Origin of the sequence: Pseudoclavibacter terrae (assembly GCF_008831075.1) — a bacterium.
GTDB lineage: Bacteria > Actinomycetota > Actinomycetes > Actinomycetales > Microbacteriaceae > Pseudoclavibacter > Pseudoclavibacter terrae.
Window position 1 is genome coordinate 275,326 of sequence record NZ_WBJX01000005.1, and the last position, 25,793, is coordinate 301,118.

At 70.2% G+C, this 25,793-nt stretch carries 17 protein-coding genes and 1 tRNA gene; 17 read left to right on the plus strand and 1 reads right to left on the minus strand.

Annotation, left to right across the window (positions count from 1 at the left end; translation table 11 throughout):
* Positions 1-85: 85 nt before the first annotated feature.
* The 17 genes from F8O03_RS15040 to F8O03_RS15120 all read left to right on the plus strand — a co-directional run bounded on the left by F8O03_RS15040 (position 86) and on the right by F8O03_RS15120 (position 25,222).
* Positions 86-161 (plus strand) — tRNA-Glu (locus F8O03_RS15040).
* Positions 162-407: 246 nt separating this feature from the next.
* Positions 408-2,063 carry an ABC-F family ATP-binding cassette domain-containing protein gene (locus tag F8O03_RS15045; protein WP_151424585.1) on the plus strand — a complete coding sequence of 552 codons (1,656 nt, stop codon included), beginning with the start codon at positions 408-410 and terminating at the stop codon, positions 2,061-2,063.
* Between the two features lie 131 nt (positions 2,064-2,194).
* Entirely contained in the window at positions 2,195-3,085 is an 891-nt protein-coding gene (locus tag F8O03_RS15050; RefSeq protein WP_244296311.1) for a PP2C family protein-serine/threonine phosphatase, read from the plus strand.
* A gap of 2 nt (positions 3,086-3,087) precedes the next feature.
* Positions 3,088-4,830 carry an FHA domain-containing protein gene (locus F8O03_RS18290; protein ID WP_244296312.1) on the plus strand — a complete coding sequence of 581 codons (1,743 nt, stop codon included), beginning with the start codon at positions 3,088-3,090 and terminating at the stop codon, positions 4,828-4,830.
* A 2-nt stretch (positions 4,831-4,832) separates the two neighbouring features.
* On the plus strand, positions 4,833-6,596 hold the full coding sequence (locus F8O03_RS15060) for a serine/threonine-protein kinase (protein ID WP_167516605.1): 1,764 nt from the start codon (positions 4,833-4,835) through the stop codon (positions 6,594-6,596).
* A 26-nt stretch (positions 6,597-6,622) separates the two neighbouring features.
* Complete coding sequence (locus F8O03_RS15065) at positions 6,623-7,414, plus strand: FHA domain-containing protein (RefSeq protein ID WP_244296313.1); 792 nt, start codon at positions 6,623-6,625, stop codon at positions 7,412-7,414.
* A gap of 158 nt (positions 7,415-7,572) precedes the next feature.
* Positions 7,573-12,927 carry an Ig-like domain-containing protein gene (locus tag F8O03_RS15070; RefSeq protein WP_151424587.1) on the plus strand — a complete coding sequence of 1,785 codons (5,355 nt, stop codon included), beginning with the start codon at positions 7,573-7,575 and terminating at the stop codon, positions 12,925-12,927.
* 73 nt (positions 12,928-13,000) lie between these two features.
* Positions 13,001-13,972: an AAA family ATPase gene (locus tag F8O03_RS15075; RefSeq protein ID WP_151424588.1), complete on the plus strand. Its 972-nt coding sequence runs from the start codon at positions 13,001-13,003 to the stop codon at positions 13,970-13,972.
* On the plus strand, positions 13,969-15,192 hold the full coding sequence (locus F8O03_RS15080) for a DUF58 domain-containing protein (protein WP_151424589.1): 1,224 nt from the start codon (positions 13,969-13,971) through the stop codon (positions 15,190-15,192). Before F8O03_RS15075 ends, F8O03_RS15080 begins: the two co-directional genes overlap by 4 nt.
* Before the next feature lie 104 nt (positions 15,193-15,296).
* Positions 15,297-17,618 carry a transglutaminase-like domain-containing protein gene (locus F8O03_RS15085; protein WP_151424590.1) on the plus strand — a complete coding sequence of 774 codons (2,322 nt, stop codon included), beginning with the start codon at positions 15,297-15,299 and terminating at the stop codon, positions 17,616-17,618.
* On the plus strand, positions 17,611-18,414 hold the full coding sequence (locus F8O03_RS15090; protein ID WP_167516606.1) for an FHA domain-containing protein: 804 nt from the start codon (positions 17,611-17,613) through the stop codon (positions 18,412-18,414). The genes F8O03_RS15085 and F8O03_RS15090 overlap by 8 nt, the downstream gene beginning before the upstream one ends.
* A 230-nt stretch (positions 18,415-18,644) precedes the next feature.
* Positions 18,645-20,147: a 3-isopropylmalate dehydratase large subunit gene (gene leuC, locus F8O03_RS15095; RefSeq protein ID WP_151424592.1), complete on the plus strand. Its 1,503-nt coding sequence runs from the start codon at positions 18,645-18,647 to the stop codon at positions 20,145-20,147.
* Positions 20,147-20,776, plus strand: a complete 630-nt coding sequence (gene leuD / locus F8O03_RS15100; RefSeq protein ID WP_151424593.1) for a 3-isopropylmalate dehydratase small subunit — start codon at positions 20,147-20,149, stop codon at positions 20,774-20,776. The genes leuC and leuD overlap by 1 nt, the downstream gene beginning before the upstream one ends.
* Positions 20,773-22,143: a UDP-N-acetylglucosamine 1-carboxyvinyltransferase gene (gene murA / locus F8O03_RS15105; protein ID WP_104252457.1), complete on the plus strand. Its 1,371-nt coding sequence runs from the start codon at positions 20,773-20,775 to the stop codon at positions 22,141-22,143. The genes leuD and murA overlap by 4 nt, the downstream gene beginning before the upstream one ends.
* Positions 22,144-22,145: 2 nt before the next feature.
* Entirely contained in the window at positions 22,146-22,955 is an 810-nt protein-coding gene (locus tag F8O03_RS15110; RefSeq protein WP_244296314.1) for a lysophospholipid acyltransferase family protein, read from the plus strand.
* Entirely contained in the window at positions 22,952-23,959 is a 1,008-nt protein-coding gene (locus F8O03_RS15115) for an NAD(P)H-dependent glycerol-3-phosphate dehydrogenase (RefSeq protein WP_244296315.1), read from the plus strand. The genes F8O03_RS15110 and F8O03_RS15115 overlap by 4 nt, the downstream gene beginning before the upstream one ends.
* Positions 23,960-24,031: 72 nt before the next feature.
* Positions 24,032-25,222 (plus strand): D-alanine--D-alanine ligase family protein, encoded by a 1,191-nt coding sequence (locus F8O03_RS15120; RefSeq protein ID WP_151424659.1) that lies wholly within the window; start codon positions 24,032-24,034, stop codon positions 25,220-25,222.
* Between the two features lie 63 nt (positions 25,223-25,285).
* Here the strand turns inward: F8O03_RS15120 and F8O03_RS15125 are convergent, their stop codons facing one another.
* The gene (locus F8O03_RS15125) at positions 25,286-25,783 is read right to left on the minus strand and encodes a DUF3515 family protein (protein ID WP_151424594.1); all 498 of its coding nucleotides are present in this window, start codon (positions 25,781-25,783) and stop codon (positions 25,286-25,288) included.
* Positions 25,784-25,793: the final 10 nt, after the last annotated feature.

The window sequence follows — 25,793 nt, forward strand, 5'->3', positions numbered from 1 at the left end:
GCGGAACGACGCGCGACGCGCCGTACCCGAAACCCGACTTGCATTGTCTTCGCGCCGTGTGCCAGAATATCCGAGTTGCCAAAACGGTCCCATCGTTTAGCGGCCTAGGACACCGCCCTCTCACGGCGGCAGCGCGGGTTCGAATCCCGCTGGGATCACCAACGAAAGCCCGGTTCGAGACATCTCGAACCGGGCTTTCTGCATGCGCGGCGAAGGTTCCAGCACCCGGGCCCGGTTGACGGACACCCGGCTCGGGGATACGTTGGGATGGTTCCTGTTCCCGACAGATTGGCAGGCCGGTGAGGATTCTCGACGCCCCCGCAACGCACACTGTGCGCTGACGACCGTCGAACCCACCTTCTGAGGCTTCCGGTGTCAGTGCGCGCACTGAACCACCAGGGAGCATCGTGTCTACGTCGACACCTCACACCATCACCCCGCTCGCCTTCGAGCGCCTCAGCCTGAGCTGGCCGGACGGGACGCGGGCACTCGACTCGCTCACTGGTGCCTTCCCACCGGGGAGGACCGGCCTCGTCGGCCGCAACGGCAGCGGCAAGTCGACCCTCCTGCGTCTCCTGGCGGGCCAGCTCGCTCCGACGGGTGGCACGATCCGGGCGGACGCGGATGTCGCCTACCTGCCGCAGCAGCTGACGCTCGACACGGCCCTCCCGGTCACTGCCCTCCTGGGAGTCGACGAGAAGATCGCGGCCCTGCGCGCCATCGAGGGCGGTTCCATCGACACGGCCGCGTATGACGTGCTCGGGGACGACTGGGACATCGAGGTGCGCGCCGAGGCCGAGCTGCGAGGACTCGGCCTCGACGAAGCGATGCTGACGCGCACCGTCGGTGGCCTGTCCGGCGGTGAGGCCATGCTCGTGGCCGTGGCCGGCCTTCGCCTGGGCGGTGCGCCCATCGTGCTGCTCGATGAGCCCAGCAACAACCTCGATCGGGAGGCACGCGACAGGCTCACCGCGCTTGTCGAAACGTGGCGTGGCACGCTCGTCATCGCCAGCCACGACGAGGAGCTGCTCGAGCACGTGGACCAGATCGCCGAGCTCCGGCGAGGGGACATCAGCCTCACCGGCGGCGGATACAGCACCTACCTCGAGCAGCTCGAACGCGAGCGGACGGCGGCCGCTCAGGCCCTCCGATCGGCCGAGGGCACGCTCCGATCCGAGCAGCGGGACCGTCGGGAGGCCGAGGCGAAGATCGCCGGCAGCCTCCGAGCCGGGAGGAAGGCGCAAGCCAACAAGCGGGCACCGAAGATCCTCATGAACGGGCAGAAGGCGCGCGCCCAGGTGTCCGCGGGAAAGCTCCGAGGTGAGCACGAGGCGCGCCTCGCGGATGCTCGTGCCGCCGTGGACCGGGCGGAGGAGCGCGTGAGGGACGACGCGAGCATCCGCGTCCAGCTGCCGGACCCCGACGTCGCGTCCTCGCGTCGGCTCGCGACCCTCGAGGTGCCGGACGCGGCAGACGAGCTGCGGCCGATCGTGATCATGGGGCCGGAGCGCATCGCCCTCACCGGTCCGAACGGGTCGGGCAAGACGACGCTCCTCGACGCGATCGCCACCTCGGCGGATGCGGGCGGCGCCGAGGGGACTGCCCGCATCAGCACGCGCGGGGGAGCGTGGGTCACAGCATCCACCACCCGTGTCGGCTACCTGCGCCAGCGCCTCGACGGTCTGGACGACGAGGCGAGCGTGCTCGACAACGTGCAGCGGGCGGCGCCGGAGACCTCCGTGCAGGAGCTCAGAGCGCAGCTCGCCCGGTTCCTGCTGCGGGGAGCTGTCGTCGAACGGCCCGTGGCCTCGCTCTCCGGCGGCGAGCGCTTCCGTGTCTCGCTCGTTCGGCTCCTGCTCGCGACCCCCTCCGCCCAGCTCCTGCTGCTGGACGAGCCGACCAACAACCTCGACCGGGAATCGACCGCGCAACTCGTCACCGCACTCGGCGACTATCGGGGAGCGCTCATCGTCGTGAGCCACGACGAGCGGTTCCTCGGGAGGCTCGAGGTGACCAGACGGCTCAGCCTCGACTCGGCAGGCAGCGTCGTCGGAGAGGCGTGAGGCCGGGATGGCGTCGCGGCGGGTCTCGCAGCAGGGCCGCCGCAATGCCACAATGGATGCACGCGCGATCTACGCGTACAAGGTGTGCCTTCGGGGCAGGCCACCCGGGCAGAGTTCCAGAGGTGCTATTTGTGAATACTGAACTGGCTTCGTCGTACGCGCGCGCGGAGGAAGCCGTCGCGCTGCGCGTGAGTGCCGCCAGCGACGTCGGAAGTGTGCGCCAGGTCAACGAGGACTCCGTGCTCGCGCGCATGCCCGTCTTCTTCGTCGCCGACGGCATGGGCGGTCACGCGTACGGCGACCGCGCGAGCCAGACCGTGGTCGCGACCTTCGACGAGGAGTTCCAGGTCGAGGAGCCCGCGACGCCGGACCGCGTGCTGCGCACCATCGACCGCGCGAACCGTGCGGTCCAGGACCTCGTGACCGAGGCAGACGGCCCAGGTGCGGTCGCGGGCACGACGCTCTCCGGCATCGCCCTCGTCGACCTTGCCGACCTCGGCGCAGAGCTGCTGCACTGGATGATCTTCAACGTCGGCGACTCGCGCGTGTACGGCTGGAACGGCCGCGCGCTCGTGCAGGTCACCGTCGACCACTCGGCCGTGCAGGAGATGGTCGCCATGGGGCTCATCTCAGCCGCAGACGCGCTCATCCACCCCGACCGCAACGTCATCACCCGCGCCGTCGGCTCCGAGAGCGACGTGGAGGCCGACATCTGGCTCATGCCGGTGCACGGACATCAGGTGTTCCTCGTCTGCTCGGATGGGCTCACGAAGGAGCTCAGCGACGAGCAGATCTCGCAGGTCATGCTCGAGTACCACTCCGACCCGGAGCCCGAGCTGACGCTCGCCGAGACGCTCGTGCAGACGGCGGTCGAGGTCGGCGGACGCGACAACGTCAGCGTCGTCGTCATCGACTCCGAATACGCGAACGCCGACCAGGCGTCCGCTGCGCCCACCGTGACGACGGGGCCGATCGCGGCCCCGCCGGCCGACGACAGCTTCGAAGACACGACGCCGAGGTAACGATGACCGAGGCACCCCACGAGGTCACGGCACACGCTCCCGTCATCTTTCGTCAGCGCCGCCACGCGCTGCTGCTCCCGCGTCCGCTCGCATCCTCGCAGCGCGCGGATCCGGGCCTCGACGCGGCAGAAGACGCCGCGGCCCCGGGAGCCGTCGACGCGGCCCGCCTGGCGTTCACCGACGGCGCCCTCTCGTACGACAGTGTGCTCGGGGCCATGCTCGGCAGCGGCCCGCTCAGCGAGGTCGCCCCGTTCGTGTACCTGATCCGCGACGGCAACGGCCTCCGGGTCCTCGCGCGGGGACCGCTGCGTGTTGTCGAGCTGCCCAACGCACCACGGGTCGGGATGCGGCCGGCCGTCATCAGCGCGCGGGAGGCGCTCACCTGGGTCGAGGCCGTGCTGCCGGCCGCGCGCGGCGTCGAGGTCACCGTCGAAGACGACGGGCACGGACTCGACGAGGTGCCGATCCAGCTGCTGTTCGCGGACCACGACGACGAAGTCGCCGAGACATCGGCTCCGAGCCTCCAGTCCGTGGAGACGACCGCCGACCCCGACCTCGACGGCGCCGTCGGCCCCGGGGAGGCAGTGCAGCCGCACTCGCTGGCGCTCGAGGCGCAGCTCGAAGGGGCCCCACGCCCGCACACCGCGGAGGCGAATCCCGGCGAGGCGTTCCCCGAGGCGACGATTCTCGAGCTGCCACCCGAGGAGGACGCGCCGTCCCGCGACGAATCGGCCGCGCTCGGCACGCCTGCTGCCGAAGCCGAGCCTGCTGCCGAAGGTGAGGCGGCAGCCGAAGGTGAGGCGGGGCCCGAGACGAACGAGGACGCGGACCCCTCGAATCGTGACGCGCAGACGTTCCCAGTGCCGATCCTCGACACGGAAGCGCAGGCCGACCTCATCGGCGAGCACGACGGCCGCACGATCCTGAGCGACGAAGCGAGCCGCATCCGCCAGGCGGCATCCGCGCGCCGAGCCGCGCGCCAGGAACCCCAGGACCACGCCGACCCGGCGGCGACTCAGCTCGGGTCGGTCCCACCCCAGCACGTCGCCTCGGCGGGCCGCCTCGGCCGCCCGGAACACCTCGACCGCTCCGACCGCCCCGACCGCCCCGACAGCGGGGAGCACGACGGCCTCACGGTCGCCGGGGGATCGATCCAGGACCTCAGGCGCGACCGTGCCAGCCAGGTCGGGCTCGGCGAACTCGGTGAGACGGTGCTCGCGCAGGCGCTGTCGTTCGAGACGCACCCGGAGAGCGCGGGCCCGACGTTCGCCCCGCCGACCCCTCCGCCCGCGCCGCAGGTCGGGCCCGCCCCGCTCGCCGCGCCAGCACCCTCCGCCCCGCCGGTCGCGCCCGCGCCTGCAGCCGCGCATCCCACCCCGACGAACGCACCCGCCTACGTCGTCGAGCTGTCCACCGGCGGCACGGTCGCGCTCGCGGGTCCGCTGGTGCTCGGCAGGGCCCCGAGCATGGGGGCGGAGCAGACCGGGGGCGTCGAGCCCCACCACGTCAAGCTCACGGGCGCGACCGACATCTCCCGCAACCACGTGCTGATGAGCGTCGAGGGTGGCGTCATCGTCGTCACCGACCTGCACTCGCGCAACGGCACGGACGTCGTCATGCCGGGCCGTGGCCCGCAGCGGCTGCGAGCCGGTGAGCCGACGGCGGTCATGCCGAACACGGTCATCGACCTCGGCAGCGGCATCTTCCTGACCGTGCGCAACCTGTCCATGACGGCGAGCCACTGACGGTGGCCGGGCAGCGACGGACGCCAGCGGAGCCGCCCGAGATTCCCGGCTACCTCTACCGAAAGCACTTAGGTTCCGGCGGCTTCTCCGACGTCTTCCTCTACGAGCAGCAGTTCCCACGAAGGCTCGTCGCCGTCAAGGTGCTGCTGGGCGGCGACGACCTCGGCGAGACGAGCAGGCAGGCCTTCATCGGCGAGGCCAACCTCATGGCGCAGATGTCGTCGCACCCCTACATCGTCACGATCTTCCAGGCCGACGTCGCGGGCGACGGTCGCCCCTACTTCGTGATGGAGTTCGCGTCGGGCCTCAGCCTCTCCGAACGCTACAAGCGTGAGCGGATCCCCGTCGAGGAAGTGCTGCGAACGGGGGTGCGCATCTCGAGCGCCGTCGCGACCGCACACGCGGTCGGCATCCTGCACCGCGACGTGAAACCCGCGAACATCCTCACGAACGACTTCGGCTGGCCGGCGCTCACCGACTTCGGCATCTCCTCCGCCGTCGACGATGAGCTCGCAGACGCCGGCGACCTCGTCGAGTCCGCCCCGGCAGGGGGAGGCGGACTGTCGGTGCCATGGTCCCCGCCGGAGATGTTCGAGGACGAGCCGAAGCCCGACGTGCGCAGCGAGGTCTTCTCGCTCGGCGCGACCGTCTACTCGCTGGTCGCAGGGCACACCCCCTTCGAACGCCCCGGGCAGAAGAACTCGACGCTCGACCTCATCTCCCGCATCGAGCGCGGATCCATCTCACCCATCGACCGCGGTGACGTCCCCCGGTCGCTCGTGAGCGTGCTCCACAAGGCGATGGCCCGCAACCCCGCCCACCGCTACCAGAGCGCGGTCGAGTTCGCGTACGCGCTGCAGCGGGTCGAACTCGAGCTGAACTACGCGCCGACCGCGATCGACGTGCCCAACATGACGATCTCCGCTCCCATCGCGACCGGGGGTGGGGATGCGGATGCGACGAGCCTGCGGCCCGTCTCGCTGGTCAACGCGCAGGTCCACGAAGGGGCCCGCGCGAGCAAGGCCGAGCTGACCTCCGCACGCGCGGTCGTCCGGGTCGCAGCGCAGCAGTCGCCTGGTGGGTTCGCGGCCCGTTACGAGACCGCCAGCGGCCCACGGACCGGCCGGAAGCCCCGGGGCGTCGAGCACGCGGGCGCGCAGGCGAGCGATGACTCCGGCCCGACGACAGCCCGCCGCATCACGACACCTGGCCATGCTTCCGCTGGTCCAACGCCGATCGCGCCCTCGTTCGGGGGCGCATCCGGAAGCCAGCAGCTCGGTGATGCGAGGGGCGAGGCGACGATGGCCGCCGAGCTGGCGGGCGTCAGCGAGGCCAACGCGGCGGCATCCAGACGCAGGCCGTCGCGGAACACCCTCGTCGGTCTCATCGCGGGCGGCCTCGTCGTCGTCATCGGCGTTGCCGCCGCCATCGCGTGGATGCTCACGCCAGGGGACGAGCAGATCGGCCGCGCCACCGCCACACCCGTGTCGATCGACGCGGGTGGCTTCCCTCCCGTGCTCGTGGCCCCCGTCGCCGTTCGCAGCCCGGACGGAGCCGTCACCTTCTCGTGGTCGAACCCCGACCCCCAGCCCGGCGACGTCTACTACTGGACCGCCGGAGAGAACGGCAAGGACGGCGCGACGACAAGTGAGACATGGGTTGTGATCCCGGGAGTGCCGGAAGGCGCCCAGTCCTGCATCGAGGTCGAGGTGAGGCGCGGCGGGAAGGTCAGTCCGGAACCGCTCGATGTCTGCTATCCGCAATGAGCGCGCTGATCCGCCATGATGGACCCATGAGTGAAAGCAAGTACACCTCTGCGGTCGACGCGAGCGAGATCCCGGAAGAGGCCGTCGAGATCTCCGACAGCGACGAGCGAGTCGTCAGCGAGGTGCCGCCACTCGGACCGCTGCGCGTCGAGTTCGTGGGGGAATGGTACGAGCTGGACCCGGCGACGCCGTTCACGATCGGCCGCGACGCGGACCTCGTCATCGACGAGAACCCGTACCTGCACCGGCAGTTCCTCGTGCTCCAGGCCGAGTTCGGCATGTGGTGGCTCTCCAACGTGGGCTCGGTGCTCTCGGCCACGGTCACCGATGACTCTGGCCAGGTGCAGTCCTGGCTGTCGCCCGGCGCGAAGCTGCCCGTCGTCTTCCAGCACATGCAGGTCATGTTCACGGCCGGTTCGACGACGTACGACTTCGCCATCCACTCGGCGTCGGATTTCTACAACACGTCCCACGTCAACATGTCCCCGTCCGGCAACACGACGCAGGCCGTCATCCACCTCACGGAGACGCAGCGCGAGCTGATCCTCGCGCTGGCGGAGGACGTGCTGCGCAACTCCGTTCCGGGGCGCGGCGTCATCCCGAGCTCGGCGGATGCGGCCGCTCGCCTCGGGTGGACGCTCCCGACCTTCAACCGCAAGCTCGACAACGTGTGCGACAAGCTCGACAAGTTCGGCGTCTCGGGACTGCGGGGCGGGCGAAGCAAGCTCGCGTCCAACCGCCGCGCGCGCCTCGTCGAGTACGCCATCTCGACGCGTCTCGTGACTCCGGAGGACCTCGACATCCTCGACCGCCGCTGAGAACGGGGGGAACCGCCACAGTCGTCCGGGGGAGCCTCTCCTCCTTCAGGAGGACGAAGGGGAGCACTCTCGGTCGCGCCCGCGTCCGCTCCTCGTGCACAATGATGTCCGTGCGCCTTGCGTGAGGCGCTGAGGAGCTCTGCTGGGGGTGGGGAAGCATGCGCCGAACAGCGCCGAGGCCGAGGGGACGCCGCCAGCTCGCGATGACGCTCGTCCTCGCCCTCCTCGTGGGAACACCCCTGCTGTTCGCGCTCCTCCACGAGGGGTTCGCGGCCGCCGAGATCGAGGTGGAGAGCAGCGACGTCTGGGTCTCGAACAGCCAGGAACTGCGGGCGGGGCGCCTGAACGCGCAGATCCAGGAGCTCGACGCGAGCGTGAGCCTCGTCACCGCGGACGTGGGCATCCTGCAGGACGGCGACACCGTATTCCTGCACGACCAGACGAGCGGCTCCCTCGGACGGGTCGACCCGGCGCTCACCGACCTGCGGGAGAGCATCCTGACGCCGGCCGGCAGTCGCAGCTCGTATGGGGGCGGCGTGATCGCGCTCCTCGGCCCGGCCACCGGCAGGCTGTGGCTCATCGACGCCGCGCAGCCGCTCGCCTTCGACGCGGCGACCGCGGAGCCGGTCGCGGAGCTCGGCCCGGACGCGCAGGTCGTCGTCACGCCGCTCGGCACCGTGCTGGCAGTCTCGCCCGAGAAGCAGCAGATCCTGCGCATGGAGGGCCTCGGGGCCGAGCAGAGCTGGGAACCCCTCGCGGGTTCCCCCGGCGCGTACGAGCTGACCGCTGTCGGGGAGCAGCCGGTGGTCTTCGACCGCGAGGCTGGCTCGCTGCTGGTCGACGGTGAGGCCAGGCCGGTCCCCGAGACGGCCCTCCGCGTGCAGCTGCCTGGCGCGGCGGCCCCCGAGGTCGTGTTCGCGACCGTCGACGGAGCCCTTCGGGTGCCCCTGGACGGCGGCGACCCGGTCAGCGTGTCCGCCGGCATCGACGGCTCCCTGGCCACGCCGGATGGCACCGCGCGTCCCGCGGTGGTCGGCGGATGCACGCACGCGGCGTGGGCGCAGGCCGCCGCGACGATGGTCGCGTGCGGTGACGGCGAGCCGCGGGTCCAGTCGATGTCGACGCCACCGCTCGGCGAGATCCTCTTCCGGGTCAACCGCAACGTCGTCGCGCTCAACGACGTCGCGACGGGCCAGGTGTGGCTGCCGCAGGAGAACATGCGGCTCGTCGAGAACTGGAACGAGCTCGTGCCGCCCGAGGATGCCGACGGCGTCGAGGGGGAGAACGAGGCGACCGAGGAGTCGTTCGAGGCGACACTCGCCGAGCGGGGCGAGGTGAACACGCCTCCCGACCTGGTGGACGACGTCTTCGGCGTGCGCGCCGGATCCACGGGGTACCTGACGGTGCTCGACAACGACTCGGATGTCGACGGCGACATCCTCACGATCACCGGACTCGCGGGGGACGTGCCGGAGTCCTTCGGCGAGCTGCGCCTCATCGACGACGGGCGAGCCCTCCAGTTCCGAGCCGCCGACGGGGCCTCCGGCGAGCAGACGCTCACCTACACGGCGACCGACGGCAGGCAGGGCGGCGTCGCTGAGGCGCGGCTCACGATCCGGATCCAGCCCGCTGACGCCGAGAACCAGGCCCCCACGACGAACAGGACCAGCACGGTCGCCGTCGAGGCCGGCCAGAAGATCTCCTACAACGTCATCCCCGACTGGATCGACCCGGACGGCGACCCCATCTTCCTGCAGGGGGCCACGGCACCCGTCGGCGACGCCATCGGCTTCACGCCAGACGGACGCATCACGTTCACGGCCGCCAGTGCGGAGCTGGGGGAGCGGGTTGTGCCCTATCTCGTCTCCGACGGCTCCTCGCAGGCAGCCGGCGAGCTGCGCATCCGGGTCGAGGCGCCAGGCACGCTCGGCCCGATCGGGACGCCCGACTACGCGAGCGGCGTGGTCGGCGAGACCGTCACCGCGCAGCCACTCGTCAACGACCTCTCACCCAACGGGCAGGCCCTCGGTCTGGTGGAGATCGCGGAGCTCGGCACGGCGACCGGAGGGGCCGGCTTCAACCCCGACCTCGGCACGGTGACCTTCACCTCCGAGACCGCGATGACCGCCTACGTGCAGTACACCGTCACGGCTGGCGCCGCCACCTCGGTCGGGATCATCCGCTTCGACGTCGAGGAACCCGCGGCGGAGCCTGCGCAGGTGACCGCTGTCCGCGACCTCGCCTACCTGCGTCCCGGCCAGTCGAACGCTGTCGACGTGCTGGGCAACGACGTATCCACGGGCACTGGCGTGCTCTCCGTGCAGAGCGTCGAGACGACGGATGAGGCGCGCATCGCGGGGCTCGCCGTCGAGCTCATCGACAACACGATCGTCCGCCTCTCCTCGCAGGCGGCCATCCAGCAGGCCATCGAGCTGCCGTACACGATCACCGACGGCACGGCGACGTCCGTCGGCTACATCGTCGTCGTCCCGGTCGAGCCGGCCGTGACGCACGAGCCTCCCGTCGCCGTCGACGACACCAGGCGGGTTCGCGCCGGCGACTACACGAGCGTCTCCGTGCTCGAGAACGACTCGCACCCGGACGAGGCGCAGATGTCGCTCGCGCCGGAGCTCAACAACGTGCAGGTCGGCGACGGCTACACCTTCGTCTCCGGCGACGACGTCCGCCTCCAGGCGCCGAGCGAGCCGGGCACCTACTCGCTCGGGTACACCGTCGTCGACGAGCACGGCGAGCAGGCCGGGGCGAACCTCACCTTCCAGGTGACGGCTCCCGACGAGTCGAACAACCGGCCGCCGGAGCCGGGCACCGACACCGCCAGGGTCTTCGAGGGCGCCAGCGTGCGCATCGAGGTGCCCTTGAACGGCATCGACCCGGACGGAGACTCCGTCGAGCTCACGCAGCTCGTCGACGTCCCCAAGCTCGGCTCGGTGCGGGAGATCACGCAGACCTCCTTCGTCTACGAGGCCTTCGCGGGCGCCTCCGGAACGGACGTGCTGCGCTACGAGGTCGTCGACGGCTACGGTCAGCGCGCGGAAGGCACCATCAAGGTGGGCGTCGTCGCCCGCGCCGCCGCGACCGCGCCTCCCGTCGCCGTCGATGACAACGTGCGCGCCAAGCCCGGCTCGCGCATCGCGGTCCCCGCGCTGCAGAACGACTCGGACCCGAACGGCTACCCGCTCGAGCTCGTGCCCGACCTCGTCGGGGTCGACGCGAGCCTCGACGCCGAGGTCGACGGCGACTCCGTCATCGTCACGGTCCCGAGCGACGGCGAGTTCGTCTCCGTGCCCTACACGATCACCAACGGCCAGGGAGGTCAGGACGCCGCGTTCATCCACGTCACGATCAGCGCGGATGCGCCGACGCTCCCGCCGACCGCGACCGACCACGTCGTCCGCCTCGACGACTTCGCTGGTGCGGAGACGCTGAGCGTCAACGTGCGCGACGGCGCCGCGAACCCAGGCGGGCGGGTGAGCGAGCTCGCCGTCGACCTCGTGGGTGCCGGGGCCGGGGCGGCGCAGGTCGAAGAGGACGGACGCGTGACGGTGACGCTCAGCGACGTCAGGCAGATCATCGTCTACCGGCTGACTGCGGAGGACACGGGCCTCACCGCGGCGGGCTTCCTCATGGTCCCAGCGCTCATCACCGAGGAGTCGAAGCGGCAGTCGCCGTTCCTCATCCCCGACCTCCCCGCGCAGAAGGTGAAAGTCGGCGAGTCGATCTCGTGGAACGTCAACGACCTCGTCCGGGCGCCCTCCGGCAACCGCGTCGCGATCATCAACCCGGAAGAGGCCTGGGCCGAGCAGGCAGACGGCAGCGCCATCGTGCAGAGCGAGACCGAGCTCAGGTTCACGCCGAAGCCGGGCTTCCGCGGGCCCGCATCCATCACGTTCCAGGTGTCGGATGCGGACGGCGACAACGACCCGAACGCAGGCATCGCGACCATCCGGGTGCCGATCGCCGTCGGCGACCCCGACTTCTTCGACGTCGCACCGACGTTCGTCGCCCCGCAGCTCACCATCGAGCAGGGCGCAGAGCAGAGCTTCGACCTGAGCACCGCGACGGGGCACCCCAACAAGGACGTCGTGCCGCAGGTGCAGTTCTCGAAGCTCACGGGCGGATCGGGAGACCTCACGGCGTCCCTCGACGGAAGCACCGTCAAGGTCGGGGCCGGCGTCGCCGCGAAGGTCGGGACGGTCGCGAAGTACACGGTCACGTACACGTTCCGCGAGTTCGTGCAGACGGGCACCGTCACCGTCACGGTCGTCTCGACCTCGAAGCCGCTGCCGCGGGCGGTGCCGGACGAGCAGCTGGCCCGACGCAACGAGCCCGTCACCATGAACGTCACCGCCAACGACTTCAACCCGTTCCCCGAATCGCCACTCAAGCTCATCTCCGCGAGCGACGTGTCTGGCGGCGCCGAGAAGGCTGCCGTGTCAATCGTGGACGGGCAGCTGCGGATCGTCCCGGCCACGAACTTCATCGGCACCGTCACGGTCAGCTACCGCATCGGCGACCAGACCGGCGACCCCCTCCGCGAGACGACCGGCCTGGCCACCGTCGAGGTGCAGGACGTGCCAGGCATCCCCACCTCGGTGACGCTCGAGAAGGGCAGCGCGCTCGGCACGCTCGTCGTGGGCTGGTCGAGCGCCATCTCCAACGGTTCCGAGATCACCGGATACGAGGTGACGCTCACCGGGGGAAACAGCCCCATCGTGCGCAACGTCGATGGGTCGGTGTTCAGCGTCACGTTCACGGGTGAGGACGGCCTCAAAGTCGGCGTCCAGTACTCGGCCACGGTGCGTGCGACGAACGCGCTCGGCGTCGGAAACCCCTCAGAGCCCTCTGGAACCGACAAGCCGATCAACCTGCCGACGGCGCCCCAGTCGGTGAGCGTCCCTGACGGTCAGACCGCACCCGGTGAGACGACCGGCAAGCTGAAGGCCGAGTGGTCCGAGCCGAGCAGTGACGGGGGCGGGCTCACCGGCTACGACGTGAGCGTCCAGGTCGGTGCGGCGGCTCCCTACATCGTCAGCGTCCCGCCGACGCAGCTGAGTCTGGACATCACCGGCATCACCGTGCCGAAGTACGGGTCCACGCCCGTTCGCGTGATCGTCACCGCCAAGAACGCAGCCGGGGCCGCGTCGTCGGCGGAGTACGTTGACGGGGCGCTCCACTACACGCCGCTCTACAAGATCAGTGTCACGGGCGGTGATGCTGTCGCGGGGCAACCCGACGACGTCAAGAGCTTCGTCGTCAAGGGCGAGGACTTCTCGACGGCCAATTCGTACACGGTCAAGTGCTACAGCAACGGCAAGGTGGGCAACGACAAGTTGGTCGGTCAGCAGACGAATGTGAGCGGAACAGGCCTGAACGCCGCAGGGGGCATCGGCATCCCCGATTGCAAGGGCAGCCTCGGTGGCTACTGGGTGGAGATCATTCTGAACGGCGCGGTCGTAGCGGACAGCAAGAGCTCTCCCCTCGAGAAGTGGTAGCCCGAATGTCGGTGGCCGAGCAGACAATGACCAGAACCGGCGCGCAGCGGCGTCGCCAGCAGGAGGAGCCCCTATGACCGTGACCGAAGAGCAGGCCGCCTGGTTCCAGGACGCGTTCGAGCGACTGACCGCCAACATCGAGCAGGCGGTCGTCGGCAAGCGGCACGTCGTCGAGCTCACCCTCACCACCCTCTTCAGCCAGGGGCACCTCCTCCTCGAGGACGTGCCAGGCACCGGCAAGACGGTGCTCGCGAAGGCCCTCGCCAAGACGATCGACGGCACCAACAGCCGCGTGCAGTTCACGCCGGACCTGCTGCCCTCCGACGTCACCGGCGTCACGATCTTCGATCAGGTGAAGCGCGACTTCGAGTTCCACCCCGGCCCCATCTTCGCCTCCATCGTGCTCGCCGACGAGATCAACCGCGCCTCGCCGAAGACGCAGTCCGCGCTGCTGGAGGTCATGGAGGAGGGGCGGGTCACCGTCGACGGAACGCCGCATCCCGTGCCGTCGCCGTTCCTCGTCATCGCGACCCAGAACCCCGTCGAGCAGGCGGGAACCTACAAGCTGCCGGAAGCGCAGCTCGACCGCTTCCTCATGAAGACCTCCCTCGGCTACCCCGACCACGAGAGCACCGTGCGACTCCTCATGGATGCGGGAAACCGGCAGCGCGCCGACAGCGTGCCCGCCATCCTCCACGCCGAGAACGTCGTCGTCATGCAGCAGCTCGCCGCCGACGTGCACGTCGACGAGTCGATCATGGCCTACATCTCGGAGATCGTCACCGCCACGCGCGCCGACCGAGACGTGCTCGTCGGCGTCTCCGTCCGCGGCGCCCTCGCGCTCGCCCGCGCAGTGAAGGCCTGGGCCCTCGCGCACGGCCGCCGCTACGTCATCCCCGACGATGTGCGCACCCTCGCGCACCCCGTGCTCGCACACCGGCTCATCCTCGACCCGGAAGCCGAGTTCTCGGGCACCACGCCAGACCAGGTCATCGACCGGTGCCTCCTCGAGGTCGACCCACCCCAGCACCGAGCCGCGCAGTGACCGACGCGCACGAATCCACCGACGCCGACATCGCGGACCGCGACCGGCTCACGATCGGCGACGCCATCAGGTGCGTCACGCCGCTCGGCTGGATCGTGCTCGTCTCCGGAGTCCTGCTGCTCGCCGCCGGGACGGTGTTCGGCTGGCTCGAGCTCATCGGAATCGGGGGAGTGCTCGTCGGCGTGTTCGCCGCCGCGGTGCCCTTCACCATCGGACGCGAGAGCTTCGGCGTGCAGGTCGACCTCGAGCCGCGGCGCGTTCGCGTCGGCGACCGCGCGCTCGGCCGGCTGCAGGTCACCAACCTCGGCGAGCGCCGCGTCCTCCCGACCCGCCTCGCCCTCCCCGTCGGTCACGCGACCGCCGAGTTCAGCGTGCCCCAGCTGGCCCCGGACGAGACGCACGAGGACCTCTTCGCCGTGCCCACGACGCGCCGCGCCGTCATCGAAGCCGGGCCAGCCCGCTCGCTGCGGGGCGACCCCATCGGCCTGCTCGAGCGGGCCACGAGATGGACGGGCGTGCTCGAGCTGTTCGTGCACCCCAGGACCGTGCGCATCACCGCCCAGGTGGCGGGCCTCCTCCGCGACCTCGAAGGTGTCACCGGCGAGCGCATCACCGACGACGACCTCGCCTTCCACGCCCTCCGCCCCTACGAGCCCGGCGACGACCGGAGGAACATCCACTGGCGCACGAGCGCGCGGACCGGCCTGCTCATGGTCCGGCAGTTCCAGGAGACCCGTCGCTCGCAGGCCAACGTGCTCCAGACACTCGAGACGTCCGCCTACGCGTCCGAGGAGGAGTTCGAGCTCGGCGTCGAGGTGCTCGCCTCCCTCGCGCAGGAACTCATCCGCTCAGGGGTCGCCCTCAGCGCCATGACCCAGAGCGGGCGGCTGCCGACGCGCGCCGTCTCATCGATGCTCGACGGCACCAGCAGGCTGCAGCCCCACGCGACCGCAGCCCCATCGCTGCGCGACTTCGTCGCCCTCAGCGTCCGACGGCTTCCCCAGGCCAGCATCGTCTTCCTCGTCTGCGGCAGCGCCACGACCGACGCGCAGCTCGGGCAGCTGCAGTCCGTCTTCGCCGCCGACGTGACGCTCGTCGTCTTCCGCTGCGCGATCGGACACCCAGCCAGCCGCACGCGCCTCCGCGAGACCGTCGTGTGCACGGTGCCTGACCTCGACGACCTGCCGCGGCTCGTGCGCGAGACGCGGGTGCGCACGTGACCGCGGCGACCCAGGGCCAGACAGGCGGCGGACAGCGGGAGCTGCCCTCGCCCCGGCGCGACCGAGCCACCCGGGCGCCCCGGGAAACGGAGGCCACGTCCCTGATGGGGGCGCGTTCCCTCGTCGACGCGGGTGTCATCGCGGCGCTCACGACGCTCGCATCCCTCGGGTTCGCGCCCGCCTACGGCAGCGGCTGGTTCCTGCTCGCCGTCGCCGGCGGACTGCTCGTCGGCATCGGCCCCGCCCTCATCGGGGCCCGCCTGGGCCTCACCCGCGTCAACACGGTCCTCGTGGCGATCGCCAGCTACTTCCTCTTCGGAACCGCGTTCGCGCTGCCCCAGTCCGACCTCGGCGGCGTGCTGCCCACCCTCGCGGCGCTCGCCGACCTCGCCCGCGCCCCCGTGTTCGCGTGGCGCGACGCCGTGACCCTCTCGACCCCGCTCCTCGAACCCGGCCATCTCGCGGCGCTTCCCTACTTCGTCGCCGCCGCCTGCTCCCTCGTGTCGATGATGCTGCTCCTCTGGGTCGCACCCGCACGCCCTCACGCGGTCTGGCCGCCGACCGTCGCGCTCCTCGGCCCCCTCGCCGTCCTCGCCAGCGCGATCTTCATCGGGACAGACGACAGCGTCGCCGGTGTGCTGCGCGGCGGGATCTTCGCCGCCGTCGCCCTCGTCTGGCTCAGCTGGCGCCGCGGCTTCGGCAACGTCGCCTCGAAGGACGCCAGGCGAGCGCTCTTCCGTGCCCGCGCGCTCGGCACCGGCGTGCTCGTCCTCGTCGCCGCCCTGCTCACGACCGCCGGTGGCTTCGTCGCCTCCGCGACCGTCGCCGACCAGCGGGTCGTCGCACGCGAGCAGATCACACCGCCGTTCGACCCCCTCTCGCACACGAGCCCGCTCGCCGGCTTCCGCGAGTACTCCAAGCTGAACCCAGACGCCGTGCTCTTCGACGCGACCGGCCTCCAGGGCGGCGACCGCATCCGCCTCGCGACCCTCGAGAGCTACTCGGGCAAGTCCTGGCAGATCGCCGACCCCCAGCAGTCCCTCGAAGCAGCCGGCAGCTACACCCTCTCGGGACGAGTCGTGCCGAGCAACCCCTTCGTGACCGCATCCTCCCAACGCCACCTCGACGTCACCATCCGCGACTACTCCGACATCTGGCTGCCAAGCGTCGGGGTCCCGACCGACGTGAACCTCACCGGCGGCAGCCTGCCAGAGCGCCGCGGGGACTTCCGCTTCAACGCCCGCGCCAGCGGAGGCCTCCTCACCTCGGGACTCCGGGAAGGCGACACCTACGAGATCGCCGCGCTCGTGCAGGACCTTCCGATCGAAGGGCAGCTCGACAACGCGGACGTCGTCGACCTCGCCTACCCGGACATGCCCGCCGCCCCAGCCGCGCTCGTCGAGCGCCTGCAGAGCTACGTCGCGGGCGAGACGTCGCCCTACCTGCAGCTGAAGGCCATCGAGAACGCGCTCATGGCCGAGGGGTACTTCAGCCACGGCACCGCCAGCGACACCGTGCCCTCCCGTGCCGGGCACGGACTCGACCGCATGCAGGAGCTCTTCGAACTCCGCTACCTCGTCGGCGACGAGGAGCAGTACGCGTCCGCCATGGCAATCATGGCCCGCCAGCTCGGCTTCCCGGCCCGCGTCGTCATGGGCTACGCGCCAGAGGTCACGAGCGACGGCACGACCGAGGTGCGCGGCTCCGACGTCACCGCCTGGGTCGAGGTGCCATTTGAGCGCTTCGGATGGGTCGCCTTCGACCCCACACCGGAGCGGACCGACGTGCCCGTCAACACGACGACCGACCCCCAGTCGAAGCCCAAGGCCCAGGTGCGTCAGCCACCGCAGACCCAGGAGAAGCCAGACGAGCTGCTGACGAGTGCCGACGAGCGCCGTCAGGAGGAAGAGCCGGACGACGAGGAGACCCTCCCCGGCTGGATCCTCACGCTCGGCGTATCGCTCGCGGTTCCGCTCGCGCTGTTCTTCGTGCCGCTGCTCGTGATCGGGCTCCTCAAACGGCGGCGACGCCGAAGACGACAGCACGAAGGGACCCCGGACCTCCGGGCAGCCGGGGCATGGAGCGACAGCATCGACCGATACGCGGAGCTCGGCTACGCAGTGCCGCCACGACGCACCCGCGCGCAGACGGCCGCGGCAGTGCATCCATCGCTCGCCTCCATCGCCGACCGGAGCGACCTGGCCGTCTTCGGCGACGAGCTGCCGACGGAAGAGCAGCTCGCGCTGCTCTGGGCGGATGCGGATGCGTCCGTCGCCGAGGCGCGCAGGTCCGTCGGCTTCTGGCGCCGCCTCCGAGGACGATTTGCGTTCCGCCGCCGCCAGCGAGCCGTATCATGGCGACGTGGAACGTTCGGGGTTCATCGAGGTACCGCCGGGAATGATCGGCCAGGGGGCGAGCATGTCTGAAACGGCAGACGAGCGCGACCGGGCAGCTCGGTCGGAGCAATCAGCGCGCGGAAGCTCGCCGGAAGGATCGCCCGACGACTGGCTCCGCGCCGAGCTCGACGACGACTATCCGCTGCCGCCGCTGCCCGCCCCACGGCCCAGGCTCACGCCACAGCCAGCCGCGCAGAGCCTCCAGCCAGCCGCGCAGGGCCTCCAGCCAGCCGCGCAGAGCCTGCAGCCGGCCGCGCAGAGCCTGCAGCCGGCCGCGCAGGGGCTCCCTCCCGCCGCCCCGCAGTTCGGCGCAGCAGCGAAGGTCACCAGCGCACCGCTCGAGCCGCCGCTCGAGCCGCCGCTCGCGCCGCCGTTCGCCCCGGTCGATCGTGCGCAGCCCGCAGCGCCGTTCCAGGGGCCTTCGACCACCCCGGAGCTCGACGCCCGACAGTCGAGCCTGCAGGAGCCGGGCGCGCATGCCGAGCAGCCGCTCCCAGAGTGGGTGATCGTGCTCTCCGACGGCGTCAGCCTCCCCATCTACGGTCCGGTGGTGATCGGGCGCAACCCCTCGCAGGAACGCTTTCCAGACGCCTCCGTCTCCGCGGTCCCCGACATCACCCAGACCATGTCGAAGACCCACGCCAGGTTCTGGGCAGACGGCGACCGCCTGTACGTCGACGACCTCAACTCCACCAACGGCGTCGCCCTCTTCCCCGGCGGGAATGCGCACGGCGCCCTCGCGGTTGAGCCTGGAGTCCCAGCGGAACTCCGCTCCGGCGACGTCGTGCAGCTGGGCGAATACCGGCTGTCGATCCGCCGAAGCTGAGCACCGCGTTCAGCCTCGTCCCGTCAGGAGCCGCATGGTCTCATCGCTGCGACTCACACCCCCGACGCCGACGCCAGAAGCCCGAAAAGCGGCAGACGACGCAGTGTTAGCATGGTCCGCATGTCTGCCGGTCTGCTCCTCCTTTGCTGCCGCGACGGGGCCTGACTTCGCAGGTGCATCCCGTCGCGGTGTTCAAGGCGCCTGACCAGATGCGAGGAGACACAAGCAGCATGAAGACCGAACGCAGCACACACGGCGCAGTCCCCACGGCGCGGCCGAGAACCCTGGCGCAGAAGGTGTGGGAAGACCACCTCGTCGCCAAGGGTGAAGACGGCTCACCAGACCTCATCTACATCGACCTGCACATCATGCACGAGGTCACCAGCCCGCAGGCGTTCGACGGCCTGCGCGTCGCCGGCCGCCCCGTGCGCCGCCCCGACCTCACGATCGCGACGGAAGACCACAACACGCCGACGGTCGACATCCTGAACCGCATCGCCGACACCACGAGCCGCACGCAGATCGAGACGCTGCGCCGCAACGCCAAGGAGTTCGGTATCCGCCTCCACCCGCTCGGCGACGCCGAGCAAGGCATCGTGCACGTCGTCGGGCCGCAGCTCGGCCTCACGCAGCCCGGCATCACCGTGGTCTGCGGCGACTCGCACACCTCCACCCACGGGGCCTTCGGTGCCATCGCGTTCGGCATCGGCACCAGCGAGGTCGAGCATGTGCTCGCCACGCAGACGCTCGCCATCAAGCCGTTCAAGACGATGGCCATCAACGTCGACGGAACCCTCAGGGAGGGCGTCACCGCGAAGGACATCATCCTCGCCGTCATCGCCAAGATCGGCACGGGCGGCGGCGCCGGCTACGTGCTCGAGTACCGTGGCTCCGCCATCGAAGCCCTCTCCATGGAGGGGCGCATGACGATCTGCAACATGTCGATCGAGGCCGGAGCGCGCGCGGGAATGGTCGCACCGGACGAGAAGACCTTCGCGTATCTCGAAGGCCGCGATCACGCCCCCATCGGCGAAGACTGGGACGCGGCACTCGACCACTGGCGAACGCTGCGCACCGACGACGACGCCGTCTTCGACGCCGAGGTCTCCATCGACGCCGACACCCTCGAGCCGTTCGTCACCTGGGGCACCAACCCCGGCCAGGGCGTCTCCCTCAGCGGTGTCGTCCCAGAGCCGTCCGAGTTCGCCGACCCCAACGACCGGCAGGCCGCCGAGCGCGCCCTCGAGTACATGGCGCTCGAAGCGGGCCGCCCGCTCAAGAGCATCCCCGTGGACGTCGTCTTCATGGGGTCGTGCACGAACAGCCGGATCGAAGACCTCCGCGCTTTCACCTCGGTGATCGCGGGACGCCAGAAGGCAGAGGGCGTGCGCGTCATGGTCGTCCCCGGTTCCGCGCGAGTGCGCCTCGAGGCGGAAGCCGAGGGCCTCGATCGGATCATCACCGACTTCGGAGCGGAGTGGCGCTTCGCGGGCTGCTCGATGTGCCTCGGCATGAACCCAGACCAGCTCGAACCCGGCCAGCGCTGCGCTTCCACCTCGAACCGCAACTTCGAAGGCCGCCAGGGCAAGGGCGGGCGGACCCATCTCGTGTCTCCCCTCGTGGCCGCCGCGACCGCGGTTCGCGGTACGCTCTCCAGTCCGTCCGATCTCGACCCGCCCGCAGCATCCACGACCCAGGGCACCGCACAGCAGCCACAGGAGGTGACCGTCTGATGGAGAAGATCACCCGCATCGAAGGCGCCGCCGTCCCGCTTCGCCGCTCCAACGTCGACACCGACCAGATCCTCCCGGCGGTCTACCTCAAGCGCGTCACCAAGACGGGCTACGAAGACGCGCTCTTCAACGGGTGGCGGCAAGACCCCGACTTCGTCCTCAACCGACCCGAATACCAGGAGAACCCCCGCATCCTGCTCGTTGGACCCGACTTCGGCACGGGGTCATCCCGAGAGCACGCCGTCTGGGCGCTCAAGGACTACGGCTTCCGAGCCGTCATCGGCTCCCGCTTCGGAGACATCTTCCTCGGCAACGCCGGCAAGCAAGGGCTGCTTGTCGCCACGCTGGAGGAGCACCTCGTAGAACAGCTCTGGGATGCCGCGGAAGCGGACCCGGGTGCGGCTGCGGTCGTTGACCTCACCACGAACACCGTTACTGTCGGAGACATGACGGCGACGTTCGAGATCGACGACTACACGAGATGGCGTCTGCTCGAGGGCCTCGACGACATCTCGTTGACGTTGCGTGACGAACACGCGATCTCCACCTTTGAGTCACGCCGAGAGGCGTGGCGTCCGCGGACTCTTCCGATCCGCAGGTCCACCACCGCAGGGAGTGCAACTCAGTGAACACGATCACCAACGACTCGGCTCGCGCCGGCGCATCAGTCGGCCTGACCGGCGACACCATCGTCTTCAACGGCGGACGCCCGCTCGCCGGTCGCATCGAGGTCCGTGGCGCGAAGAACCTCGTGACCAAGGCCATGGTCGCGGCCCTCCTCGGCGAGGACGTCAGCGTTCTCCGCGACGTGCCGGACATCTCCGACGTCCGCGTCGTCGCCGGCCTCCTCACCCTCCACGGCGTGAAGATCGACCGCAACGAGGTGTCCGGCGACCTGCGCCTCGACCCGACGAACGTCGAGACGGCCCACATGGCCGAGATCAACGCGCACGCCGGCTCCAGCCGCATCCCGATCCTCTTCTGCGGCCCGCTCCTGCACCGCCTCGGCGAGGCGTTCATCCCCGACCTCGGCGGCTGCCGCATCGGCGACCGCCCGATCGACTTCCACCTCGAGGTGCTCCGCAACTTCGGCGCCGTCATCGAGAAGCTGCCGAGCGGCATCCGGATGAGCGCGCCAGAGGGCCTGCACGGCGCGAAGGTCACCCTCCCGTACCCGTCCGTCGGCGCCACCGAGCAGGTCCTGCTCACGGCCGTCCGCGCGAACGGGCGCACGGAGCTGCGCAACGCGGCCATCGAGCCCGAGATCATGGACCTCATCAACATCCTGCAGAAGATGGGCGCCATCATCTCGGTCGACGCCGACCGCGTCATCCGCATCGAGGGCGTCGAGCGCCTCGGCGGCTACAGCCACAAGGCGCTCTTCGACCGCAACGAGGCAGCCAGCTGGGCCTCCGCGGCCCTCGTCACGAAGGGCGACATCTACGTCGGCGGCGCCAAGCAGCCCGAGATGCTCACGTTCCTCAACGTCTTCCGCAAGGCGGGTGGAGCGTTCGAGATCCACGACGACGGCATCCGCTTCTACCACCCAGGCGGCGAGCTGCGCCCCGTCGTCATCGAGACGGACGTGCACCCCGGCTTCATGACCGACTGGCAGCAGCCGCTCGTCGTCGCATTGACGCAGGCGCACGGCGTCTCGATCGTGCACGAGACCGTGTACGAGCAGCGCTTCGGCTTCGTCGACGCCCTCGTCGAGATGGGCAGCGACATCCAGCTGCACCGCGAGTGCCTCGGCAGCCAGGAGTGCCGCTTCGGCCAGCGCAACTTCCAGCACTCCGCCGTCATCTCCGGCCCGACGAAGCTCAAAGCGGCCGACATCGAGGTCCCCGACCTGCGCGGCGGCTTCAGCCACCTCATCGCGGCGCTCGCGGCGGAGGGCACCTCGCGTGTCTCCAACGTCGGCATCATCGCGCGCGGCTACGAGAACTTCATCGCGAAGCTCGAGACCCTCGGAGCTGACTTCACGGTAGAGGCGTAGGAGTGACCGCTGCGAAGCGGGGATCTGCGGGGAAGCGCGTCTCGCCGGAGAAGAGCACGCCGTCGATCTTCTGGTTCCTGGCGGCGATCGCCTTCCCGTTGAGCTGGCCGATCATGCGGTGGGAGATCAAGGGCGAGCTGCCGGTCGACGGCGCGTTCATCGTCGCCCCGAACCACACCAGCGAGATCGACCCGCTCATCATGGGGATGGCCGTCTGGAAGCTCGGCCGCGCGCCGCGCTTCATGGCGGCCGACCGGCTCTTCCGGGTGAAGGGGCTCGGCTGGATCCTCCGCAAGAGCGGGCAGATCCCCGTCTCGCGTGACGTCCGCGGCGCCAACCAGGCTGCCATCGCATCCGCGCAGCAGCTCGCACGCCTCGGCCAGGGCGTCATCATCTACCCGGAGGGCACGCTCACCCGCGAGCCCGAGCTGTGGCCCATGCGCGGCAAGAACGGTGCGGCCCGCGTCGCCCTGAGCGCCGACATCCCCGTCTACCCGACGGCGATCTGGGGCGCGCAGCACATCCTGCCTCGCTACTCGAAGAAGCTCACGATTGGCTGGCGCAAGACCATCACGGTGCACGTCGGCGAGCCGGTCAGCCTGGCCGAGTTCAACGGGCGGATGCACAGCGCGAGCGCCATGAAGGCCGCGACCGAGCTCATCATGCACGACATCACGGGACTGCTCGAGGGCATCCGCGGCGAGAAGGCTCCGGCCGAGCTCTACGACCCGGCCAAGCACGGGCAGACGGAGCACGGCCGGTTCCCGCAGGACCGGGGCACAACTTCACGAGATTCGGGCAGCGGCGCGTGAGCTCCGTGCAGCGCGCCGTCGTGCTCGGCAGCGGCAGCTGGGGCACCACGTTCGCGAAGGTGCTCGCGGATGCGGGGCACGAGGTGACCATCTGGGCTCGCCGTCCTGAGGTCGCGAACGAGATCAACGAGTCGCACCGCAACACCGGCTACCTGCCCGGCATCGACCTGCCGAGGAACCTGCGCGCGACGCCGGACCTCGTCGAGGCGGTTCGAGGGCAGCACTTCGTGTTCGTGTCGGTGCCCGCGCAGACGGCACGCGAGCTCGCCGGGCAGCTCGCCACCCTCATCGACGACGACGCGGTCGTCGTGAGCCTCATGAAGGGCGTCGAGCGCTCGAGCGGCCTCCGCATGAGCGAGGTGCTCACAGGCGTCCTGGACCTCCCGCCCGAGCGCATCGCGGTCGCCAGCGGGCCCAACATCGCGCTCGAGATCGCGAAGGAGCAGCCGACCGCCATCGTCGTCGCGTCGGACAGCGAGGCGACGGCCGTGAGCGTCGCGAAGCTCGCTCGCAACGGCTACCTGAAGTCGTTCGTGAACGTCGACGTGGTCGGCACCGAGTTCGGCGGGGTCCTCAAGAACCTCATCGCCATCGCCGTCGGCATCGTCGACGGCGTCGGCTACGGCGAGAACACCAAGGCGTCCGTCATGACGCGCGGCCTCGCCGAGATCTCCGACTTCGCCGTCGCCATGGGCGCCCAGGCGTCGACCATGATCGGGCTGGCCGGGCTCGGCGACCTCATCGCGACGTGCGAATCCCCGCTCTCGCGCAACTTCACGGCCGGCAGGCTCCTGGGGCAGGGGTACGTCTACGACGACGTCGTCGCGCAGATGCAGCAGACGGCCGAAGGGCTTCGATCGGTCGGGGCGATCCTCGAGCTCGCCGAACGCCACGGTGTCGACATGCCCATCGCGACGCAGATCGACGACGTCCTCCACGGCCGCATGAGCCCCGCCGACCTGGCACCGCACCTCGCGACCGACGACGGACCGAGCGGCGAGTAGCGCCCCGTCCCAGCCTGGCGACCCCGTACCCTTGATGCGGTGAGCGAAGAGTCGCTCGTGGAAGGAACCCTCATGTCGACCGCCCAGACGAACGCCACCGCAGCCGCAGACTCGCGGCCCCTCATCGCCATCGTCTTCGGCGGCCGATCGAGCGAGCACGCGATCTCGTGCGCCACGGCGAGCGGGGTCCTCGGAGCGATCGACCGGGACAAGTACCGTGTCCTGCCGATCGGCATCACGCGGGATGGCGCCTGGGTGCTGGAGGACGACGACGCGGACAAGTTCGCGCTCGACCCCGAGAACCTGCCGGAGGTCGTGGACAACGGCACGCGCATTCACCTGCCTGACTCCGCGAAGCACCGCGAGGTGACCGTCTCCCGAGTCGAGGGTGACGCCCTGGGTGCCGAGGCCGGAGCCGAGCGCACGGAGCGCACGTCGCTCGGCGAGGTCGACCTCGTCTTCCCGATCCTGCACGGCCCGTTCGGTGAGGACGGCACCGTGCAGGGCATGCTCGAGCTCGTCGGCCTGCCCTTCGTGGGGTCGTCGGTGCTCGCCGCGAGCGTCGGCATGGACAAGCACTACACGAAGATCGTGCTGCGGGATGCCGGCCTGCAGGTCGCTGCCGGCGTCACCGTCACGCAGCATCAGTGGGACACGCAGGGTGAGTCGCTGGCGGCCGAGGTCATCGACCAGCTCGGGCTTCCCGTGTTCATCAAGCCGGCCCGCGCCGGCTCGAGCGTCGGAGTGAGCAAGGTCGCTGCGCTCGAGGAGTTCGCCGACGCCATGGCCACGGCCCTCGCCGAAGACGACCACGTGCTCGTCGAGGCCGCAGTCGTCGGCCGAGAGGTCGAGATCGCCGTGCTCGAGTCGCGCCCGGGGGAGCGTGCGCGCGCCTCCGTCGCCGGTGAGATCGTCATGACGAAGGCGGAGTTCTACGACTTCGAGGCGAAGTACCTGGACGACTCGGGGGTCGAGCTGCGCTGCCCCGCCGACCTGAGCGACGAGCTGCTCGAGGAGATGGCGGAGCTCGGCGTCCGCGCCTTCGAAGCGCTCGGCGCGTCCGGACTCGCGCGCGTCGACTTCTTCCTCACCGACGACGGCTTCGTCGTCAACGAGATCAACACGATGCCAGGCTTCACGCCAATCTCCATGTTCCCGAAGTGCTGGCAGGCGAGCGGCATGAGCTACCCGGAGCTCATCACCGAGCTCATCGAGGTGGCGAGCGCGCACGCCGCGGCCCGCGAGGCGCGCCTCACGCGCTAGCGGCACGGCTGGCGGCGGGGGCGGGGCGTCCCTGCAGCCAGGACCCGGACGGGATCTAGGCCGCTATTGCGAGCCGAGGACGTCGTCGGCGCCCACGCAGGCGCCCGTCTTCGGCAGCTTCTCGACGGCGTCCTCGAGGTCGATGAGCACGGCCGTGCCGGACACGACGTCCGAGTCGAGGATGACCTCGACGGCGGGCGTGCGACCGTAGCTCGTGAAGCGGTACGTGGGAGCCTGGCTGTCGTCGAGCACCCAGTCGATGCCGTTGAGGTTCTGGCAGTAGTCAGTGGTCGGTCCGGGAGTCGGCACCCCGCAGCGCAGCAGCACGCTGGCCGGAGTGCCCCAGGCGCCGGTGGCCTGGGCGTTCGTGAGGCGCAGCTCGAGTCCGTCGACGGTGGAGGGGAGACGGACCGAGACCTCTGCGCACTCTGGCGCTGCGGCGTCGGGCGCCGGTTCCATGGGCACGCTCGCGCTGTTGCAGGCGGTCAGCAGCACGATGGATGCGGCGGTCGCGGCGACGGCGGAGCCGATTCGCGAGGCGGAGCGGGAGGTTCGAGGCATTTGCTCCCAG

Excerpts from the sequence above, each read along its gene's own strand:
- leuD (WP_151424593.1), top strand. The coding sequence starts at position 20,147 with ATGGAGAAGATCACCCGCATCGAAGGCGCCGCCGTCCCGCTTCGCCGC.
- F8O03_RS18290 (WP_244296312.1), top strand. The coding sequence starts at position 3,088 with ATGACCGAGGCACCCCACGAGGTCACGGCACACGCTCCCGTCATCTTT.
- F8O03_RS15090 (WP_167516606.1), top strand. The coding sequence starts at position 17,611 with ATGTCTGAAACGGCAGACGAGCGCGACCGGGCAGCTCGGTCGGAGCAA.
- F8O03_RS15070 (WP_151424587.1), top strand. The coding sequence starts at position 7,573 with ATGCGCCGAACAGCGCCGAGGCCGAGGGGACGCCGCCAGCTCGCGATG.
- F8O03_RS15125 (WP_151424594.1), bottom strand. The coding sequence starts at position 25,783 with ATGCCTCGAACCTCCCGCTCCGCCTCGCGAATCGGCTCCGCCGTCGCC.
- F8O03_RS15075 (WP_151424588.1), top strand. The coding sequence starts at position 13,001 with ATGACCGTGACCGAAGAGCAGGCCGCCTGGTTCCAGGACGCGTTCGAG.
- F8O03_RS15085 (WP_151424590.1), top strand. The coding sequence starts at position 15,297 with ATGGGGGCGCGTTCCCTCGTCGACGCGGGTGTCATCGCGGCGCTCACG.
- F8O03_RS15120 (WP_151424659.1), top strand. The coding sequence starts at position 24,032 with ATGTCGACCGCCCAGACGAACGCCACCGCAGCCGCAGACTCGCGGCCC.
- F8O03_RS15065 (WP_244296313.1), top strand. The coding sequence starts at position 6,623 with ATGAGTGAAAGCAAGTACACCTCTGCGGTCGACGCGAGCGAGATCCCG.
- leuC (WP_151424592.1), top strand. The coding sequence starts at position 18,645 with ATGAAGACCGAACGCAGCACACACGGCGCAGTCCCCACGGCGCGGCCG.